We start from the raw sequence: 20,116 nt of genomic DNA on the forward strand, positions 1-20,116 counted from the left end.
CGGTCGCCCGAACGGCCCGTTCCAACACCTGTCCTTTGCGATTGAAGCAGAACTCGCGGCGGTCCGACGGCTTTGCGACCGACCGATGCACACGTGCGGCATTCCGGCCGCGGCCACATGTCGGAGGGCTGCGCCATGATGGACCCATGCCGGACGCCCTCCGGGCGTTCACGCCCGCCACCGCCGAATGGTTCGCCGAGTCCTTCGCCGCGCCCACCGCGGCACAGGCCGGCGCCTGGCGGTCGATCGCGCAGGGGAACAACACGCTGGTCGTGGCCCCCACGGGCTCGGGCAAGACCCTCTCGGCGTTCCTCTGGGCCCTCGATCGGCTCGCGGACCGCCCCGCACCGTCGGAGTCCGACGGTCCGCGCGGCACGTCGGTCCTCTACGTCTCCCCACTCAAGGCCCTCGCGGTCGACGTCGAGCGCAACCTCCGCGCGCCCCTCGCCGGGATCGCCCGGGTCCGGGAGCGCCGGGGCGAGCCGGCGCCCGCGGTCACCGTCGGCGTGCGCTCGGGCGACACGCCGGCGCAGCAGCGGCGGCAGCTCGTCCGCAGGCCTCCGGACATCCTCATCACCACGCCCGAGTCGCTCTTCCTCATGCTCACCTCGCAGGCCCGCGAGACCCTGGCGCAGGTTGGCACGGTCATCGTGGACGAGGTGCACGCCGTCGCCGGCACCAAGCGCGGCACGCACCTCGCGCTCTCGCTCGAGCGCCTCGACGAGCTGCTGGACGAACCCGCCCAGCGGATCGGGCTGTCCGCCACCGTCGAGCCGGCGCAGGAGGTGGCGGCGTTCCTCGGCGGCCCGCGGCCGGCGACGGTCGTGCGCCCGCCGTCGCAGAAGGAGTTCGAGCTCACCGTCACGGTGCCGGTCCCGGACATGACGGAGCTGGACGTGGTCTCGGAAGATCCGGACGAGCCGGTGCAGCAGGGTTCGCTGTGGCCGCACGTGGAATCGTCCATCGTGGAGCTCATCGAGCGGCACCGCTCCACCATCGTCTTCGCCAACTCCCGCCGCCTCGCGGAGCGGCTCACGGCCCGGATCAACGAGCTGGCCGCGGGCGTGCACGCCGGTCCGCCGAACCCCGCGGTCGCGGGCGGCTCCCCGGCGCAGGTGCTCGCCAGCGGCCAGACGCACGGTGCGGACGCGGTGCTCGCACGGGCGCACCACGGCTCGGTGAGCAAGGAGCAGCGCGCGATCATCGAGGACGATCTGAAGTCCGGCCGGCTCCGCTGCGTCGTCGCCACGTCCAGCCTGGAACTCGGGATCGACATGGGCGCGGTCGATCTCGTGATCCAGGTGGAGGCGCCGCCGTCGGTGGCCGCGGGCCTGCAGCGCGTGGGCCGCGCGGGCCACCAGGTGGGCGAGCCCAGCCGCGGCGTCTTCTTCCCCAAGCACCGCACGGACCTGCTGCACAGCACCGTCACGGTGCAGCGGATGCGTGAGGGCGCCATCGAGAAGCTCGTCGTCCCCCGCAACCCGCTCGACGTGCTGGCGCAGCAGACCATCGCCGCCGCGGCGATGGACCAGCTGGACGTGCACGACTGGCTCGCTCTGGTGCGGCGGGCGCACCCCTATGCCGCGCTGCCGGATTCGGCGTACGAGGCGGTGCTCGACCTGATCTCCGGGCGGTACCCCGCGGAGGACTTCGGTGAGCTGCGCTCGCGCGTCGTCTGGGACCGCGACGCCGGCACGCTCACCGGGCGTCCCGGCGCCGGGCGGCTCGCGGTCACCTCCGGCGGCGCCATCCCCGACCGCGGCCTCTTCGGCGTCTTCATGGTGGGAGAGAAGGCCTCCCGGGTGGGCGAGCTCGACGAGGAGATGGTCTACGAGTCCCGCGTGGGCGACGTCTTCGCGCTCGGCGCCACCAGTTGGAAGATCGAGGAGATCACGCACGACCGGGTGCTGGTCTCCCCCGCCTTCGGCCAGCCGGGACGGCTGCCCTTCTGGATCGGCGACACCGTAGGCCGCCCGGCCGAGCTGGGCCGCGCCATCGGCCGGTTCACCCGCGAGTTCACCGCGCTCGGCGACGCCGAGCAGCGCGCGCAGGCCCGGGAGGTGGGCCTGGGCGCGTGGGCCACCGACAATCTCGTCGCCCTGCTCGACGAGCAGCAGCGGGCCACGGGCGTCCTGCCCACCGACCGCACGCTCGTGGTGGAGCGGTTCCGGGACGAGCTCGGCGACTGGCGCGTGGCGCTGCACTCGCCGCTCGGGATGAAGGTGCACGCCCCCTGGGCGCTCGCGATCGGCGCGCGGCTGAACGCCGGCCTCGGGCTCTCCGGCGCGGTCACCGCGACGGACGACGGGATCCTCGTCCGCCTGCCCGACACCGACGACGCCCCGCCCGGCGCCGAGCTCTTCCGCTTCGAACCGGACGAGATCGACGCCCTGGTCACCGAGGCCGTGGGATCCAGCGCCCTGTTCGCCTCGCGGTTCCGCGAGTGCGCGGCCCGGGCGCTGCTGCTGCCCCGCCGCGACCCCGGCAAGCGGGCGCCGCTTTGGCAGCAGCGCCAGCGCGCGAGCCAGCTGCTCGAGGTGGCGCGCGGCTACCCGCAGTTCCCCATCGTCCTCGAGGCGGTCCGCGAGTGCCTGCAGGACGTCTACGACGTGCCGGAGCTGATCGCCGTGCACCGCTCGCTCGAGTCGCGCACCGTCCGGCTGGCGGAGGTGGAGACGGTCGCGCCCTCGCCCTTCGCGGCCTCGCTGCTGTTCAGTTACGTCGGCGCGTTCATGTACGAGGGCGACGCGCCGCTGGCCGAGCGCCGCGCCGCCGTGCTCAGCCTGGACCCGGCGGTGCTCTCCCAGCTGCTCGGCCGGGTCGAGCTGACCGAGCTCCTCGACGCCGAGATCCTCGCCGAGATCGCGGCGCAGCTGCAGCGCACTGCGCCCGGCTATCGGGCGCGCACGGTCGAGCAGGTGGCGGACCTGATCCGCGAGCTGGGCCCGCTCACGCGCGCCGAGATCGGCGAGCGCTCCGAGGGGGCGCCCTCTGCGGTCGACGAGTTACTCGGCGCGGGAAGGGTCTTCGAGTACGGCGACGGCTGGATCGCCGCCGTCGAGGACGCGGCGCGCCTGCGGGACGGGCTCGGCGTCCCCCTGCAGCCGGGCATCGCGTCGGCGTTCACTGATGCCGTGCCGGACCCGGTCGGCGACCTGGTCGCCCGGTACGCCCGCCGGCACGGCCCGTTCACCGCCGCCGAGGTCGCCGCGCGCTACGGCCTGGGCGTCGCGGTGGTGCAGCGCCCGCTGACCGAACTGGTCGCGTCGCGAAAGGTGATCGAGGGCCGCTTCATCCCGGACGGCGAGGACGCGGGCGTCGACGGGGTCCCGCAGTTCTGCGACGCAGAAGTGCTGCGCCGCATCCGGCAGCGGAGCCTCGCCCGGCTCCGGCAGGACGTGGAACCGGTGCCCGAGCGGGCCTACGCCGAGTTCCTCGCGGGCTGGCACCACCTCAAGGCCCCGCTGCGCGGGATCGACGGCGTCGCCGCCGTGATCGACCAGCTCGCCGGGGTTCCGATCCCCGCGTCCGCGTGGGAGTCCGTCGTGCTGCCGCAGCGCGTCGCCGACTACTCACCCGCCATGCTCGACGAGCTGACCGGCACCGGCGAGGTGGTGTGGACGGGGCACGGGGCGATCGGCGCGCAGGACGGCTGGATCGCGTTCCACCCCGCGGATCTCGCGCCGCTCACCCTGCCCCCGCCGGGCGCGCTCGACACCGCCGCGGCGCACGAGGCGATCGAGGACGCGGTCCGTGGCGGCGGCGCGTACTTCTACCGCCAGCTCGCCGGCGCCACCCCGGAGGCGCTGTGGGACCTGGTGTGGGCGGGCCGGCTCACGGGCGACACCTTCGCTCCCGTCCGGGCCCGGCTCGCGGGCGGCCGCCGCGCCACCGCCCACCGCACGCCGCGGCGCGCTCCCCGCGCGCGGTTCCGCGTCGCCGTGGACCAGTCGCCGCCCATGGTCGCCGGCCGCTGGTCGCTGCCGCCCGCGCCGGCGGAGGCGAGCGCCACGGAGCAGTCCGCCGCCCTGGCGGAGCAGCTGCTGGAGCGATACGGCGTGGTGACCCGCGGCGCAGTCATGGCCGAGCACGTCGAGGGCGGTTTCGCCCGGATCTATCGCACCCTGGCCGCGTTCGAGGAATCCGGGAAGGCGCGGCGCGGCTACTTCATCGAGCGGCTGGGGGCGGCACAGTTCGCGCGGGGCGGCACCGTCGACGCGCTGCGCGACGCGGCGTCCGCGCTGGAGCGGGCCCAGGAGCGGGGCGAGGCGTCCGCGCTGGTGCTGGCGGCCACCGACCCCGCCAACCCGTACGGCGCCGCGCTCCCCTGGCCGGAGACGCCCGACGGTGCCCGGCCCGGCCGCAAGGCGGGCGCCCTCGTCGTGCTGGTCGACGGTGCGCTCGCGCTGTTCGTCGAGCGCGGCGGCCGCACCCTGCTGACCTTCACCGACGCGCCGGACGCCGCCCTCACCGCGCTCGCGGGGGCGGCGCCGCGGCTCGGCGGCCTCACCGTCGAGAAGGTCGACGGTGCCCCCGCGCTCACCTCGCCGCTGGCCGGCGCGCTCGCGGCGGCCGGCTTCGCGCGCACCCCGAAGGGGCTGCGCGTGCGCTGACCCGCGGGAGTCACTGCAGGAGAAGGACGATCCGCGCGGCGGCGCCGGCGACCTGAGGCCCGAGCTCGTCGAAGCGGTCCTCGACCAGCCGGCTGCTCGGCCCGGACACCGAGATCGCACCGACCGGGGACCCGCCGTGGTCGAGGATCGGCGCGCCGATCGAGCTGATCCCCACGGACAGCCCGCCGACGTTCGTCGAATAGCCCCGCTCCGCCACCGCCGCGAGGACCTCGCGGAGCCGGCCCGGGTCCGTGATCGAGTCCGGCGTGGACGCCACCAGCGGTCCGGCGAGGTACTCGTCGATGGTCTCCGCCGTACACGCGGACAGGTAGGCGAGCCCGGTCGCGCTGGCGTGCAAGGAGATCCGTTCTCCGAGCGGCAGGAAGGCGCGCAGCGGGTGCGAGGTGTCCAGGCGCTCGATGAGCACCAGCGAATCGCCGTCCGGTGCGCACAGGTGGACGGTCTCCGTCGTCGCGAGCTGCAGCTCGTTCATGGTGGAGATCGCCACGTCGCGCAGCCCACGCCCGACGCCGGCGCGGCCGCAGACCGCGATGGCGCGATAGGTCATCTGCCACCGCGGCGGACTGCCCTCGGTGGGCGCCAGCCACCCCACCTCCTGGAGCGTCAGCAGGCACCGCTGGGTCGTGCTCTTGGGGAGCTCCACCGCGCGGGCGAGTTCGGAGAGCCCCACGGGCTGCATCCGCGCCACCGCCTCGAGCACCTTGAACGCCGAGACCACACTGTTCGTCGCCATTCCCTTGCCCCGCTCCTCGGTCGTGATCTACATTACATCCCGCTGGTCCATACAGTAGTCCATTGTGCCACACAGTGGACCGATAGGAAAAGAGGTCCCCGTGTCAGCACAACTGATAGCGCTGGGAGTGTTCGTCGCGATCTTCGCCCTGTCCGCCGCCCGGAACGTGAACATCGGGATCGTCATGTTCCCGGCCGCGTGCGGCGTCGGGCTCTGGGTCGCGGACATGGCGCTCAAGGACGTCGTCGCGGGGTTCCCCCTGTCCATCCTGGTGCTGCTCGTCGGGGTGACCTACTTCTTCGGCGTCGCGCACGCGAACGGCACCGTCGACTGGCTCATCGAGTCCTCACTCGCCCGGGTCGGCGGGCGGGACAAGCTCTTCCCGGTCGTCTTCTTCGTCCTCACCGCCGCGCTCTCGGCGATGGGCGCCCCGCTCGGCGGCCTGGTGATGGCGCCGATGGGCATGAGCATCGCGCACCGCCGGAACATCGATCCGATGCTCATGGCGCTCGCCATGGGCGCCGGCCTGAGCGCGGGCGCCTTCGCGCCCACCAGTCTGTTCGGCATCATCACCTGGGGCACCGCCGACGCCGCGGGCATCCCGCTGAGCCCGCTCCTACTGTTCGGCGTCGCGGTCGCCGTGAACCTGGTGCTCGTCGCCGTCGCCTACGCCCTCTTCGGACGCTCACGCGCGGAGCGCCGCACGCCCGCCTTCGCGGAGGCCATGGTCGCCCGCGGCGCCGCGCTCTCCGAGTCCGGCCAGACCACCCTCGCCGTCGACGAGGACTTCTCCGCCGAGCCGGCGCCGCCGGGTCGCCCGACGCCGATCCAGCTCCTCACCGTGGTCGCCATGGCCGGCCTCGTAGGTACTGTCATCGCGCTCTCGGTCAGCGGCCTCGAGCCCGACATCGGCGTGCTCGGCTTCGCCCTCGGCGCCGTCCTCGCCCTCGTCGATCCCGTCGCGGGCAAGCAGGCCATGACCCGGATCGACTGGGGCTCCGTCCTCCTCGTCGGCGGCATCATCACCTTCGTCGGCGTCCTCACCCGGCTCGGCGTGGTCGACCTGCTCGGCAAGCAGGCCGTCCACCTCGGCTCCCCGCTCGTCGCGGCCCTCCTGCTCTGCGCCGCCGCCGGCCTGATCTCGGCGTTCGCCTCGACCACGGGCATGCTGGCCGCCCTGGTCCCCCTCGCGCTCCCGCTCATCGCCGACGGCGGCATCCCGGGCTGGGCCCTGATCTGCGCGATCGGCGTGTGCTCGTCGATCGTCGACGTCTCGCCCTTCTCCACCGTCGGCGCGACCTACGTCGCCACCACCGTCGACGAGGCCGAACGGCCGCGCATGACGCGGCTGCTCACCCGCTGGGGCCTGTCCATGGTCGTCGCCGGCCCGATCGTCCTCACGCTCGTCCTCATCGTCCCAGGAATGGTGTTCTCATGACTGCTCTGCTCGCCGCCCTCCTCGATCGCACCCGTGCCGACGATCCGCGGGCGGTCACCGTCGACGGCCACAGCCTCTCCCGCGCCGAACTGCGTTCCGCGGCCCAGTCCTTCGCCGCGTACCTGGACACCCGCGGGCCCGTCGCGATCTGCGCGACGCCGACCCTGGAGACCGTCGTCGCCGTCACCGGCTGCCTCCTGGCCGGCATCACCGCGGTACCGGTCCCGCCCGACGCCGGTGCGGCCGAGATCGCCCACATCCTCGCGGATTCCGCGGCGACCGCCTGGGTCGGCGAGCCGCGCGAGCACGTGGACCTGCCCGTCCGCCGGGTCACCCCGGACACGGGATCCGTTCCGGCGCAGGAGGCGGAGCCGGACGACGACCACATCGCGATGATCCTCTACACCTCCGGCACCACCGGCGCCCCGAAGGGCGTCCTGCTCAGCCGCGCGGCGATCGCCGCCGGGATCGACGCGCTCGCGGAGGCGTGGGACTGGACCGACCGCGACACCGTCGCCCACGGGCTCCCCCTGTTCCACACCCACGGGCTCATCCTCGGGATCCTCGGCTCGCTGCACATCGGGTCCCGCGTGGTGCACACCGGGAAGGCCGCGCCCGAGCGGTACGCCGCGACACCGGCCACGATGTACTTCGGCGTGCCGACGGTCTGGGGCCGGATCGCCGCGGACGAGGTGTCCGCCCGCGCACTCGCCGACGCCCGGCTGCTCGTGTCCGGCAGCGCGCCGCTCCCCCTGCCCGTCTTCGAGCGGCTGCGCGCGCTCACCGGCCACGCGCCGATCGAGCGGTACGGGATGACCGAGACCATGATCACGCTGAGCACCCGCGCCGACGGCGAGCGTCGCCCCGGGTGGGTGGGCTCCGCCGTCGGCGGCGTCGACACCCGTCTCCGCGGGGAGGACGGCGCCGAGGTGCCCGCCGACGGCGAGAGCGTCGGACGACTCGAGGTCCGCGGCCCCATGCTGTTCGCGGGCTACCTGGGCCGGCCGGACGCGACCGCCGCGTCGTGGACCGAGGACGGCTGGTTCATCACCGGCGACGTCGCCGTCAAGGACGGGGCCGGGTTCCACCGCATCGTCGGGCGGGAGTCCGTCGACCTCATCAAGTCCGGTGGCTACCGGATCGGTGCGGGCGAGATCGAGACCTCACTCCTCGCCCGGCCGGACGTCCGCGAGGTCGCCGTCGTGGGCGTGCCGGACGCCGACCTCGGGCAGCGGATCGTCGCGTACGTGGCCGCGACACCCGGGAGCGACGCGGACGCCGAGGCGCTCATCGCGCACGTCGCCGGCGAGCTGTCCTGGCACAAGCGTCCGCGCGAGATCCGCTTCGTCGACGCACTGCCGCGCAACGCGATGGGCAAGGTGCAGAAGGCCGCTCTGATCCGCGGCGACGGGCCGGCCGCCGACGCCGCCGGGCACACTGGGGCCATGGACCCGCTCCCCGTCGACCTGCCGCCCGACGCCGATCATCGCGCGGCGGAGGCCGCCTTCGCGGCCGCGGGCTGGGAGCGGTGCGGGGCCGGGGACTGGGCCGTCGCGCTGGCCTCGCCCGACGGTGCCCTCGTCGCGCGGATCAGCCCGTTCGACCCCGTCGGGCCGTACAGCGCGGCGCTGTACCGGGCGGCGGCACACACCGGGCAGGTACCCGCGTTGCACGCGCACCGCCGGTTGGCGGGCGGCGGCGACCTGCAGGTGATGGAGCGCCTCGACGAGGCCCCGCAGGGCGCGGCGGAGTCATTCCATCGGTCGATCGCGGCCGGCGCGGTGGAGGTCGCCGAGCTGGCGGCCGTCGTGGGCCGGATCCACGAGGAAGCGCTCCGGGACCTGCCGTGGTGCGGGCCGCTCGACACCAACCCGTCGAACGTCATGCTCCGCGCGGACGGCAGCCCCGTCCTCATCGACCCGTACTACGCCGACGGCCCGGACCTGTTCGCGACGGCGGGCCGCGCCCCCGACCTGTTCGTCACCCGGATCCCGGAGGACCAGCGGCGCTTCCTCACCGAGATCCCCCTCGCCGCGTCCGGCCCCTGGCCCGAGGCCGAGCGCGCGGCGATGCGCGCCGCGCTCACGGCGGCCGATGCCCGATCGGAGAAGATGGACCGATGAGCACCCCGCAGCAGCCCGTCGACCGCTACGCGCAGTTCCTCGGGATCGAGGTCACCGGGCACGGCGGTGGCCGGGCGGTGTCGACGGTGACCGTCACCGAGGACCACCTCAACCCGCACGACACCACCCACGGCGCCTTCGTCTTCGCCCTCGTGGGCACGGCCGTCGCCGCGGCGGCGAACGACGACGAGCACACCGGCGTCGCCAGCGCGATCCACATCGACTACCTGCGTCCCACCCGTCTCGGCGACGCCCTGCGCGCCGAGGCGAGCGTCGGCGAGCGGCTCCCCAAGGAGGACATCTTCGTCATCCGGGTCACCGACCCCGAGGAACAGGTGATCGCCCGCGCCACCGCCCGGTTCACCCGGCGCGTCCGCGCGAGATAGCCCGCCCTACAGGGGCGGCGATCGAGGGCGGGGCGGTCCCCCTGGGCGTTCCTGGCGAATTCGGGACAGGAACTGTCCCGATGGTGCGGTCGACTGGAGCGGTACGACAGTCACCGACCCGAGGAGCGCTCCGTGCCCACGCCCAACCTGTTCCTGACCTACGTCCGCGACGCCGCGGCCGCGACGACCTTCTACAGCGACCTGTTCGAGATCGAACCGAGTTTCGTCACTCCGCACTACGTGGCCTTCGACGTCGCTCCCGGCGTCCTGTTCGCAGTGTGGACGGGAGGCGGCGAGCACGTCGTCCCTGCCACCCCGCGCACGAGCGAGGTCGGACTGATGGTGCCGGGACCGGCGTCCGCGGTGGACGAGATCTTCACGAAGTGGGTCGCGAAGGGGGTCCGCGTCGTGGAGGAGCCGCACGACGCGGTCTTCGGCCGCACGTTCGTGGTCACGGACCCCGACGGCAACCTCATCCGGGTCTCCCCGGTGGATTGAGCCGGACGCTAGCGACCTCGCCGTTCCGCCACCCCGGCACCGCGGGAAGCGGAGTATGGGGAGGTATGACGAACAACGTGTACCGAGTCATCGAAGTCGTCGGCACCTCCACCGAGGGGTACGACGCGGCCGTGGCGAACGCGGTCGGCCGCGCCTCGCAGACGATGCGGAACCTGGAGTGGTTCGAGGTTGTGTCCACCCGCGGACACATCGAGAACGGCGCCGTCGCGCACACCCAGGTGACGCTGAAGATCGGCTTCCGGATGGACGACACCGCCTGACCCCGTGCGGGTCAGGCGGTCGGCGGTCACCGAGCCAGCTTCTCCGCCTGCCGTACGAGTCCGTCGACGTTGCCGTCGAAGCCGCGGCGCAGGTGCGCGCCGAGGAGTGCGCTCACGACGGGTGAGAGCGGACCGTCGAGCTGGAAGTGCGAGGTGTAGCGCGACCGGCCGTCGCCGAGGTCGACGATGTCCTGCTCGCGGATGCTGCGCAACAGCCCGGCGGGGGCGGGCTTCATGGCGTACGCGAAGCCGCGGCCCTCGTCGACGGAGACGATGAACTCCTTCTGCGTCATCACCTTCGGGGGCCGGAGCGCCACCCGCATGGTGATGGCGCCGCCGGGCCGGAGGTCGCAGGTCGCCTCGACGGCGAAGGGGTTCCACTGCCCGTAGGCGTCGAAGTCGGTGAGCGCCTGCCAGACGAGCGCCGGAGGGGCAGCGATCTCGCGGGTGTGGTCGATGGTGAAGGGCATGCCACCAACCTAGAACATGTTCCACCCGTTGCGAGCTGAGTCACAGGTAATGAGGTGGCGGAATATCTTCGCCGAAGTTACAGTTGCACCCTGCACGTTATTGCTTAGAGCTTTGAAGGAAGGTCCCGATGTCCGAGATCACGGCGGAAGCCGAACCACAGGCCTCGGCCCCCATGACGCACCGGGAGATCCTCGAGGTCATGGCGGGCCTGCTCGCCGCACTGTTCACCGCACTGCTGAGCACCACGGTCGTCTCGACCGCGCTGCCGAAGATCATCTCCGACCTGGGCGCCTCCACGACGGCGTTCTCCTGGGTCATCACCGCGGCGCTGCTGGCCAACGCGGCCTCCACCCCGATCTGGGGCAAGCTGGCCGACCTGTTCAACAAGAAGGTCCTGGTCCAGGCCGCGATCGTCATCTTCGTCGCCGGCTCGGTCCTCGCCGGCGCCACCCCGAACATCGAGGTCCTGCTGGTCGCCCGCGTGATCCAGGGCATCGGCATGGGCGGCCTCACGGCGCTCGTCGTCGCCATCATGGGCAGCATCATCCCGCCGCGCGAGCGCGGCCGGTACTCCGGCTACATGGGCGCCGTCATGGCGGTCTCGATGGCCGGCGGCCCCATCCTGGGCGGCATCATCACCGATCACATCGGCTGGCGCTGGTGCTTCTACATCAGCGTCCCGGTCGCGGTGGCCGCATTGATCCTCATCCAGCGCACCCTGCACCTGCCGACGAAGCGCAACGACCAGGTCTCCATCGACTGGCTCGGTGCCACTCTGCTCACCGCCGGTGTCTCCGTGCTGCTCATCTGGGTCTCGTTCGCCGGCAAGAACTACGGCTGGCTATCGGTGTCGACCGTCGTGTACCTCGTCGGCGGATTCGGGCTGCTCGCGGCCACCGTGTTCGTGGAATCGCGGGCGAAAGAGCCGATCATCCCGCTGAAGATCATCACGGAGAAGACCACGGGTCTCGCGATCATCGCCTCGATCGCCGTGGGCGTGGGCATGTTCGGCGCCATGTCCTTCCTGGGCCTGTACTTCCAGAACTCGCGCGGCTACAGCCCGACGATGGCCGGCATCCTCACCATCCCGATGGTGCTCGGCATGCTGATCTCGTCCGTCGCCTCCGGCCAGCTGATCACCCGCACCGGCCAGTGGAAGCGGTACGTCGTGGGCGGCGCCGTCATCCTGGTCATCGGTTTCGCGCTGCTCAGCACCATCGATCACCTGACGCCCATCTGGCAGGTGCAGGCGTACATCGCCGTCATGGGCTTCGGCATCGGCGCGCTGATGCAGAACCTGGTGCTCGCCGTGCAGAACACCGTGAGCGTGCAGAACATCGGCGCAGCGTCCAGTTCGGTCGCCTTCTTCCGGACCTTCGGCGGCGCGATCGGCGTCTCCGCGCTCGGCGCGGTCCTCACCGCCCGCGTCACGGACCTGGTCAAGGAGGGCGTCGTCGCGAACCACGTCCGCGATCCGCACAGCCCGCTCATCCGGGAGACCACCAATGCCGCGTTCGGCGACGCGACCGGACGCATCTTCCTGGTCTCGACGGCGTGCGCGATCGTCACTTTGATCGCGGTCGCGTTGCTGCCCAACAAGCCGCTGCGCACCACGATCGACATGGAGTCCGGCGCGGATGCCGCGCCGGCCGACGAGACCGGCCCGAACGCCCCGACCTGCGCGGACGCCGTCACCGGCGCCCCGACGGAGGCCGCCGACAGGCCTCGGGTAGGGATCTCCAAGACCAACTGAGGTGTAACTGAAGGTGCGCAAGGGGCGAGTGAGACGGCATAATCGCAGGCATGATGCGTAAGTCCGCCTCCCTCGCCCTTCCGCTGCTCGCGGGCGCCGCGGTCCTGACGGCCGGCTGCGCCGCCTCCGCGGGCGCCGACCCGGCCACCTCGACGTCCGCCGCCCCGTCCGCATCGGCGGCCGCGTCGAAGCCCGCCCTCGTGGGCTCGCAGTGGCGCCTGAAGTCCGATCCGACGGCCTGGTTCTGGGTCCGCGGCTCGAACATCACGGGCAACGACTCCTGCAACTCGCTCACCGGCACGGCCACATCGCTGGCCACCGCGGACCGCGTCGACTTCGGTGCCGGCCTCGCGGCCACGCAGCGCTACTGCACGGACCCCAAGGGCACGCAGACGGCGATCAGCGAGGCCCTCAAGGGCGAACGCATCTGGTCGCGCAACGGCACCGAGCTGGTGCTCACCGACCCCGACAACAACCGGGCGTGGACCTTCGTCCTGACCCCCGCGGGCGCCTCGTCGAGCGCGGCGGCCGCGCCGTCGAGCCCCACCCCGTCGAACCCCGCCGCGGCGGTCTCCACCGCGGCGACCCCGGCACCGTCGGCCGCGGTCACCCCCGCGCGCTGATCAGCGCTTGATCGCCCGCGCGACCGCGTCGGGCACCGGCACGGGCTCGAGGATCTCGCCCCGCGCCTCGGGCGCGGCGGCGCGCAGCGCGTCGGCCGTCTCGTCGTCGGGCATGTTCTGCGATTCGAGCTCGGCGGCCACGCGCGCGCCGTAGTTCTCGAGCTCTCGCTCGACGTCCGCGGCCGACCAGCCCAGGACGGGGGCGATGAGCTCGGCGACCTCGGCGGCGGCCTCGAGCCCGCGGTCCGGGTACTCGATGGAGATACGGGTCCGTCGGGCCAGCACGTCCTCGAGGTGCAGCGCTCCCTCGGCCTTCGCCGCGTACAGCGCCTCCACGCGGAGGTACTGCGGGGCCCCGGCCAGGGGCTCCAGCAGGCCGCGGTCGCTCTCGGCGAGGGCGAGCACGTCGCCGATCAGCGAGCCGTACCGGTTGAGCAGGTGCGTCACGCGGTGCGGGTGCACGTCGTGCTCGCGCGCGATCGACGTGGTCTGATTGGTGAGGGCGTAGTAGCCGTCGGCGCCGAGCAGCGGCACCTTCTCCGTGCAGGACGCGGGGATCTTGTGCGGCAGGTACGCCTCCGCGGCGTCGACGGCGTCGGATCCCATGACCCGGTAGGTGGTGTACTTGCCGCCCGCGATGGTCACGAGGCCGGGCGCGATGGCCGCCACGGCGTGCTCGCGCGACAGCTTCGACGTCTCGTCCGACTCCCCCGCCAGCAACGGGCGCAGGCCGGCGTAGACGCCGGTGATGTCCTCGCGCGTCAGCTCGGTGATGAGCACCTTGTTGACGTGGTCGAGGATGTAGTCGATGTCCGTCGCCGTGGCCGCGGGGTGCGCCAGGTCGAGGTTCCAGTCGGTGTCGGTGGTGCCGATGATCCAGTGGATGCCCCACGGGATCACGAACAGGACGCTCTTCTCGGTGCGCAGGATCAGCGCCACGTCGCTGACGATGCGGTCGCGCGGCACCAGGATGTGCACGCCCTTGCTCGCACGGACGCGGAAGCGCCCCTTCTGGTGCGAGAGGGCCTGCAGCTCGTCGGTCCACACGCCGGTGGCGTTGATGACGACGGTCGAGCGGACCTCGGTGGTGGCGCCGGTCTCGCTGTCGCGGACCACCACGCCGGAGACCCGGTCGGCCTCACGGAGGAAGTCGACGACCTGCGTCGACGTGCGGACGACGGCGCCGTAGTGCGCGGCGGTCCGGGCGACGGTCATGGTGTGCCGGGCGTCGTCGACGACGGTGTCGTAGTAGCGGATGCCGCCGACCAGCGCGCCGCGCTTGAGGCCGGGCGCGAGCCGCAGGGCCCCGGCGCGGGTGAGGTGCTTCTGCGCGGGCACCGACTTGGCGCCGCCCATGGTGTCGTAGAGGAACATGCCGGCGGCCATGTAGGGCCGCTCGAAGACGCGCTTGGTGAGCGGCGCGAGGAAGGGCAGCGGCTTGACCAGGTGCGGCGCCAGCGTCGAGAGCGAGAGCTCGCGCTCGTGCAGCGCCTCGCGGACCAGGCCGAACTCCAGCTGCTCCAGGTAGCGGAGCCCCCCGTGGAACATTTTCGAGCTGCGCGAGCTCGTGCCCGACGCGAAGTCGCGGGCCTCCACCAGCGCCACCTTGAGACCGCGCGTGGCCGCGTCCAGGGCCGAGCCGACGCCGACGATGCCGCCGCCGATCACGACGACGTCGAACTCCTCCGAGCCCAGCCGGTCCCAGGCCTGCGCCCGGTACTCCGGCGACAGCAGCGGCGCGGCGGTCGCGACACCCGCGGACGCCGTTCCGGAAGTCCCCGGAGTCGTGGCGGTTTCAGGGTTGGCAGCGTTCATCAGTGATCACCATGTCAGTATTCGGTCGTGGCTCTTTCATCGCGCGACCCGCAGTTCGTCGCCGCAATCGATCAGGGCACCAGCTCGACGCGGTGCATCATCTTCGATCGGCACGGGACCATCGTGGCCTCCGAACAACGGGAACACGACCAGATCTTCCCACGCGGCGGCTGGGTGGAGCACGACGCCACGCAGATATGGGTGAACACGCGACTGGTGTGCGCGGAGGCCCTCGCGGCGTCCGACCTCACCGCCACCGACATCGCAGCCGTCGGGATCACCAACCAGCGCGAGACCGTCGTGGTCTGGGACCGCGCCACCGGCGCACCGATCCACAACGCCATCGTCTGGCAGGACACCCGCACCGACGCGCTGTGCGAGGAGCTCGCCGCCGTCGGCCTCGACGAGCCCGACCGCGACCGGTTCAAGGCCTCGTGCGGCCTGCCGCTCTCCACCTACTTCTCGGGACCCAAGATCGCCTGGATCCTCGACCACGTCGACGGTGCACGCGAGCGCGCCGAGCGCGGGGAGCTGTGCGCCGGGACCATCGACTCGTGGCTCGTGTGGAATCTGACCACGGACGACGACTTCGGCACCGGCACGGAGCGCAGCGACACCGCCCGCCCCCTGCACGTCACCGACATCACCAACGCCTCGCGGACGATGCTGATGAACCTGGCGGACGGCGCCTGGGACCCGGCGACCTGCGCGGCGATGGGGATCCCCATGGCGATGCTCCCCGAGATCCGTTCCAGCGCCGAGGTCTACGGCACCGTCCGCGAGCGCGGCGTCTTCGGCGGCGTGCCGATCGCCGGGATCCTGGGCGACCAGCAGGCCGCGATGTTCGGCCAGGCCGCGCTCGACGAGGGCTCGGCCAAGAACACCTACGGCACCGGCAACTTCCTGCTCCTCAACACGGGCGAGCGACCGATCTTCAGCGAACACGGCCTCCTCACGACGGTCTGCTACAAACTCGGCGACGAGGCCACCGTGTACGCGCTCGAGGGGTCCGTCGCGGTGAGCGGCTCGCTGGTGCAGTGGCTGCGCGACAACCTCGGCATCATCTCCGCGGCGCCCGAGATCGAGGAGCTCGCCACCGGCGTCCCCGACAACGGCGGGGTCTACGTGGTGCCGGCCTTCTCCGGCCTGTTCGCGCCGCGCTGGCGGCCGGACGCCCGCGGGGTGATCGTGGGCCTGACCCGCTTCTCCGACAAGCGGCACATCGCGCGGGCCGCCCTGGAGGCGACCGCGTACCAGTCGCGCGAGGTGATCGAGGCGATGAACGGCGACAGCGGCATCCCGCTCACCGAGTTGCGGGTCGACGGCGGCATGGTCGTCAACGACACGCTGATGCAGTTCCAGGCCGACGTGCTGAACGTGCCCGTGATCCGGCCGCGGATCATCGAGACCACCGCGCTCGGCGCCGCCTACGCGGCCGGCTACGCCACGGGCGTGTGGACGCTCGACGAGATCCGCACCAACTGGGCGGAGGACGCCCGGTGGCTGCCGACGATGCCCGCCGACGAGCGCGAGCACCTGTTCAGCGAGTGGAACCGCGCGGTGGAGCGCACGCTGAACTGGGCCTGACCTGCGAGTGTTCATATACTGAGATATCTATCTCGACAACTGGGAGGGGTTGTTGAGAGAGTGCTCGCATGTCCGAGGAAACCGGTTCCCAGTCCGTCCGGGCCGTGCGCGGCTCGGCGATCCGCGATCTGCTCGCCGTGACCGAACGTCCCGGGGTCATCTCCCTCGCCGGCGGCCTGCCGGCGGCGGACCTGCTGCCCGCCGCACGGGTGGCCCGCGCGGCGGAGTCCGCGTTGCGCTCGCCGTCGGCGCTGCAGTACGGCCTCACCACCGGCGCCCCCGCACTCCGGGACGTGGTCCACGCCCGCGAGTCGGCCGCGCTCGGACGCGACGCGGGCGCCGTGGTCGTCACGCACGGCTCACAGCAGGCGCTCTCCCTCCTGGCCCAGGCGCTGCTCGACCCCGGCGACGCGGTGATCGTCGAGGACCCCGGCTACATCGGCGCGCTGCAGGCCTTCGACACCACCCGCGCGCGCGTCATCGGCGTGCCGATGGACGCCGACGGGATGCGCGTCGACGAGCTGCGCCCGCTGCTGGAGCGCGAGCGGGTCCGGGTCGTGCACACCGTCTCGAACTTCCACAACCCCGGCGGCGCCACCCTCTCCGAGGAACGGCGGCGCGAACTCGCCCGCCTCGCCGACGAATTCGGCTTCTGGATCATCGAGGACGACCCGTACGGAGGGCTGCGCTTCGCAGGAACGACGGTGCCGCCCGTCGCCGCCTTCTCGGACCGGGTGCTGCGCCTGTCGAGCGCGTCGAAGATCGTCGCGCCGTCGCTGCGCGTGGGCTGGATGCACGGCGACGCTTCCGTTCTCGCCCTCGTGGAGCGGCTCAAACAGGGCGCCGACCTGTGCGGCTCGAGCCTCACCCAGGCGATCGCGGCGGAGCTGCTCGCGGACACCGCCTGGCTCGATTCGCACGTCGCCGGCATCCGGGCGGTCTACGCCGAGCGGGCGCTGGCCCTGCACGCCGCGCTCGTCGACGCCTTCGGCGACCGGCTGCGCCTGACCACGCCCGAGGGCGGCATGTTCCTCTGGGGCGAGTTCGTCGACGGCACACCGACATCCCAGGCCCTCACTGCGGCCGTGGACGCCGGCGTCGCCTACGTCCCCGGCTCGGCCTTCGCGGTGCAGCGGAACCTCGATCACGCCCTGCGCCTGTGCTTCACTACCGGATCGCCGGACGACCTCCGCGAGGCCGTCCGGCGACTGTCGACGGTGCTGTGATCAGGCAGGCCAGTCAAGCACCGTAGCGGGGGAAGGCGGTGTCGCCGGCGTACCGCGCGGCGTCGCCCAGTTCCTCCTCGATGCGCAGCAGCTGGTTGTACTTCGCGACCCGCTCACTGCGGGCCGGGGCACCGGTCTTGATCTGGCCCGAGCCCACCGCGACGGCCAGGTCGGCGATGGTGGTGTCCTCCGTCTCACCCGAGCGGTGGCTCATCATGCTCTTGTAGCCGTTGTTGTGCGCCAGCGCGACCGCGTCGAGGGTCTCGGTCAGCGTGCCGATCTGGTTGACCTTCACCAGCAGCGCGTTCGCGGCACCCCGGGCGATACCGTCCTCCAGCCGCTCGGGATTGGTGACGAACAGGTCGTCGCCGACGAGCTGGATCTTGTCGCCGATCGCGTCCGTCAGGTCGACCCAGCCCTCCCAGTCGTCCTCCGAGAGCGGATCCTCGATCGAGACCAGCGGGAACTCACCGATCAGCTCGGCGTAGAACTCACCCATCTCAGCGGCGCTGAGCACCTTGCCCTCGAACTTGTAGCCCTCGGGGCTGTAGAACTCCGTCGCCGCCACATCCAGCGCCAACGCCACATCGGAGCCGAGCTTAAGGCCCGTCTTGGCGACGGCCTCCGAGATCAGCTCCAGCGCCTCCCGGGTGCCCGCGACCGACGGGGCGAAACCACCCTCATCGCCCAGGCCGGTGTTCAGACCCTTGCTCTTGAGCACCGACTTGAGCGAGTGGTAGACCTCGGTACCCCAGCGCAGCGACTCCCGATACGTCTCCGCACCGATCGGCGCGACCATGAACTCCTGCACATCCACACCGCTGTCCGCATGCGCGCCGCCGTTGAGAATGTTCATCATCGGCACCGGCAGGATGTGCGCGTTCGGGCCACCCAGATACCGGAACAGCGGCAGCGCCGCCGACTCGGCGGCGGCCTTCGACGCCGCCAGCGACACACCCAGCAGGGCGTTCGCACCCAGGCGGCTCTTGTCCGGGGTGCCGTCCAAATCCAGCAGGGTCTGATCGATGATCCGCTGCTCGTCAGCGGGGATACCGATCACCTCGGGCGCGATGACATCCAGCACACCCTCGACGGCCTTCGTGACGCCCTTGCCGCCGTACCGCTCACCACCGTCGCGCAGCTCCACGGCCTCGTGCTCACCGGTCGACGCACCCGACGGCACCGCCGCACGAGCGAAGCTGCCATCGGCCAGCACGATCTCCACCTCCACCGTGGGGTTACCACGGGAATCGAGGATCTCGCGGGCACCTACCTGGACGATCTCTCCGGCGGTCGTCACAGCGACTTCCCCACCAGGCCGGTGAGATCCACGAGGCGATTGCTGTAGCCCCACTCGTTGTCGTACCAGGAGACGACCTTGGCCTGGTTGTCGATCACCTTGGTGAGGCCGGCGTCGAAGAGCGAGCTGTGCGGGTCGGTGACGATGTCGGAGGAGACGATCGGGGCGTCGTAGTACTTGAGGATGCCCTTGAGCTTCCCCTCGGCCGCGGCCTTGAGGGCGGCGTTGATCTCGTCGGCGGTGGCGCGCTTGCCCAGCTCGACGGTGAGGTCGGTGACCGAGCCGGTGGGGATCGGCACGCGGAGCGCGTAGCCGTCGAGCTTGCCCTTGAGCTCGGGGAGGACGAGGCCGATGGCCTTGGCGGCGCCGGTGGAGGTGGGCACGATGTTGATCGCGGCGGCGCGGGCGCGGCGCGGGTCCTTGTGCGGGCCGTCCTGCAGGTTCTGGTCCTGCGTGTAGGCGTGGACGGTGGTCATGAGGCCGCTGACGATGCCGAACTCGTCGTTGACGACCTTCGCGAGCGGGCCGAGGCAGTTCGTGGTGCAGGAGGCGTTGGAGATGATGTTCTGGCTGCCGTCGTACTTGTCGTCGTTGACGCCCATCACGATGGTGATGTCCTCGCCCGAGGCGGGCGCGGAGATGACCACCTTCTTGGCGCCGGAATCGAGGTGGCCCTGCGCCTTGTCGCGGGCGGTGAAGATGCCCGTCGACTCGACGACCACATCGACGCCGAGGTCGCCCCAGGGCAGCGCCGACGGCCCCTCGCGGACCTCGAGCGCCTTGATCACCTGGTCGCCCACGCGGATGGAATCGCCGTCGGCGACCACGTCCGCGTCGAGGCGGCCGAGGATGGAGTCGAACTTGAGCAGGTGCGCCAGCATGGCGTTGTCGGTGAGGTCGTTGACCGCGACGATCTCGATGTCGGTGGCGCCGCCGAGCGCCTTCTGGGCGGCGACCGCCCGGAAGAAGTTGCGGCCGATCCGGCCGAATCCGTTGATGCCTACGCGAATCGTCATGGTTGTTCCTTTCAGATGTGTCCGTTCGCGGTGTCTCCGCGGCGTCGGACGGGATGTGTCTGTGGTGCAGCCTGTTCGGGCTACTTCGTGCTGATGGACTTGCCGGCGGAGTGCAGGTCGTTGCACGCCTCGACGACCCGCTCGGCCATCGACGTCTCCGCCTTCTTCAGGTAGGAGCGGGGGTCGTAGACCTTCTTGTTACCGACCTCACCGTCGATCTTGAGCACCCCGT

General features: G+C 71.8%; 14 protein-coding genes and 2 pseudogenes. 10 read left to right on the forward strand and 6 right to left on the reverse strand.

Going from position 1 to position 20,116, the window contains the following annotated elements:
* Positions 1 to 146: 146 nt before the first annotated feature.
* Positions 147 to 4,613: an ATP-dependent helicase gene (locus tag LB823_RS11490; RefSeq protein WP_224647279.1), complete on the forward strand. Its 4,467-nt coding sequence runs from the start codon at positions 147 to 149 to the stop codon at positions 4,611 to 4,613.
* A gap of 10 nt (positions 4,614 to 4,623) precedes the next feature.
* On the opposite strand, the gene LB823_RS11495 is transcribed toward LB823_RS11490, so the two are convergent.
* Positions 4,624 to 5,367, reverse strand: a complete 744-nt coding sequence (locus tag LB823_RS11495) for an IclR family transcriptional regulator (protein WP_224647281.1) — start codon at positions 5,365 to 5,367, stop codon at positions 4,624 to 4,626.
* 100 nt (positions 5,368 to 5,467) lie between these two features.
* On the opposite strand from LB823_RS11495, the gene LB823_RS11500 reads away from it, so the two are divergent.
* The 5 genes and pseudogenes from LB823_RS11500 (at position 5,468) to LB823_RS11520 (ending at position 10,093) form a co-directional block, all read left to right on the forward strand.
* Positions 5,468 to 6,805 carry an SLC13 family permease gene (locus tag LB823_RS11500; protein WP_224647282.1) on the forward strand — a complete coding sequence of 446 codons (1,338 nt, stop codon included), beginning with the start codon at positions 5,468 to 5,470 and terminating at the stop codon, positions 6,803 to 6,805.
* Positions 6,802 to 8,205 (forward strand): annotated as a pseudogene (locus LB823_RS11505) (acyl-CoA synthetase); the annotation flags it as partial. The gene LB823_RS11500 and the pseudogene LB823_RS11505, both read left to right, overlap by 4 nt.
* Positions 8,206 to 8,924: 719 nt before the next feature.
* Positions 8,925 to 9,314 (forward strand): PaaI family thioesterase, encoded by a 390-nt coding sequence (locus tag LB823_RS11510; RefSeq protein WP_224647284.1) that lies wholly within the window; start codon positions 8,925 to 8,927, stop codon positions 9,312 to 9,314.
* A 132-nt stretch (positions 9,315 to 9,446) separates the two neighbouring features.
* Positions 9,447 to 9,812, forward strand: coding sequence for a VOC family protein (locus LB823_RS11515; protein ID WP_224647286.1), 366 nt, complete (start codon positions 9,447 to 9,449; stop codon positions 9,810 to 9,812).
* Between the two features lie 65 nt (positions 9,813 to 9,877).
* Positions 9,878 to 10,093: a dodecin gene (locus LB823_RS11520; protein ID WP_224647287.1), complete on the forward strand. Its 216-nt coding sequence runs from the start codon at positions 9,878 to 9,880 to the stop codon at positions 10,091 to 10,093.
* Positions 10,094 to 10,119: 26 nt separating this feature from the next.
* Here the strand turns inward: LB823_RS11520 and LB823_RS11525 are convergent, their stop codons facing one another.
* Positions 10,120 to 10,563, reverse strand: a complete 444-nt coding sequence (locus LB823_RS11525; RefSeq protein WP_224647288.1) for an SRPBCC domain-containing protein — start codon at positions 10,561 to 10,563, stop codon at positions 10,120 to 10,122.
* Positions 10,564 to 10,691: 128 nt separating this feature from the next.
* On the opposite strand from LB823_RS11525, the gene LB823_RS11530 reads away from it, so the two are divergent.
* Entirely contained in the window at positions 10,692 to 12,317 is a 1,626-nt protein-coding gene (locus LB823_RS11530; RefSeq protein ID WP_224647289.1) for an MDR family MFS transporter, read from the forward strand.
* A gap of 50 nt (positions 12,318 to 12,367) precedes the next feature.
* Entirely contained in the window at positions 12,368 to 12,940 is a 573-nt protein-coding gene (locus tag LB823_RS11535) for an META domain-containing protein (protein WP_224647290.1), read from the forward strand.
* Here the strand turns inward: LB823_RS11535 and LB823_RS11540 are convergent, their stop codons facing one another.
* Positions 12,941 to 14,755 carry a glycerol-3-phosphate dehydrogenase/oxidase gene (locus LB823_RS11540; RefSeq protein WP_224647291.1) on the reverse strand — a complete coding sequence of 605 codons (1,815 nt, stop codon included), beginning with the start codon at positions 14,753 to 14,755 and terminating at the stop codon, positions 12,941 to 12,943. It lies immediately after the preceding gene.
* 27 nt (positions 14,756 to 14,782) lie between these two features.
* Here LB823_RS11540 and glpK point away from each other — a divergent pair, with 27 nt between their 5' ends.
* On the forward strand, positions 14,783 to 16,342 hold the full coding sequence (gene glpK, locus LB823_RS11545) for a glycerol kinase GlpK (protein WP_224647292.1): 1,560 nt from the start codon (positions 14,783 to 14,785) through the stop codon (positions 16,340 to 16,342).
* A gap of 68 nt (positions 16,343 to 16,410) precedes the next feature.
* Positions 16,411 to 17,568 carry a PLP-dependent aminotransferase family protein gene (locus LB823_RS11550; RefSeq protein ID WP_224647293.1) on the forward strand — a complete coding sequence of 386 codons (1,158 nt, stop codon included), beginning with the start codon at positions 16,411 to 16,413 and terminating at the stop codon, positions 17,566 to 17,568.
* A 13-nt stretch (positions 17,569 to 17,581) separates the two neighbouring features.
* Here LB823_RS11550 and eno read toward each other — a convergent pair whose 3' ends face one another.
* The 3 genes and pseudogenes from eno to LB823_RS11565 all read right to left on the reverse strand — a co-directional run.
* Positions 17,582 to 18,868: a phosphopyruvate hydratase gene (eno, locus tag LB823_RS11555; protein ID WP_374201313.1), complete on the reverse strand. Its 1,287-nt coding sequence runs from the start codon at positions 18,866 to 18,868 to the stop codon at positions 17,582 to 17,584.
* A complete protein-coding gene (gap, locus tag LB823_RS11560; protein WP_224647294.1) occupies positions 18,865 to 19,884 on the reverse strand; it encodes a type I glyceraldehyde-3-phosphate dehydrogenase in 1,020 nt (339 codons plus the stop codon). Before gap ends, eno begins: the two co-directional genes overlap by 4 nt.
* 80 nt (positions 19,885 to 19,964) lie before the next feature.
* Positions 19,965 to 20,116 (reverse strand): annotated as a pseudogene (locus tag LB823_RS11565) (class II fructose-bisphosphate aldolase); the annotation flags it as partial.

The organism is Tsukamurella sp. M9C (genome assembly GCF_020169415.1).
GTDB lineage: Bacteria > Actinomycetota > Actinomycetes > Mycobacteriales > Mycobacteriaceae > Tsukamurella.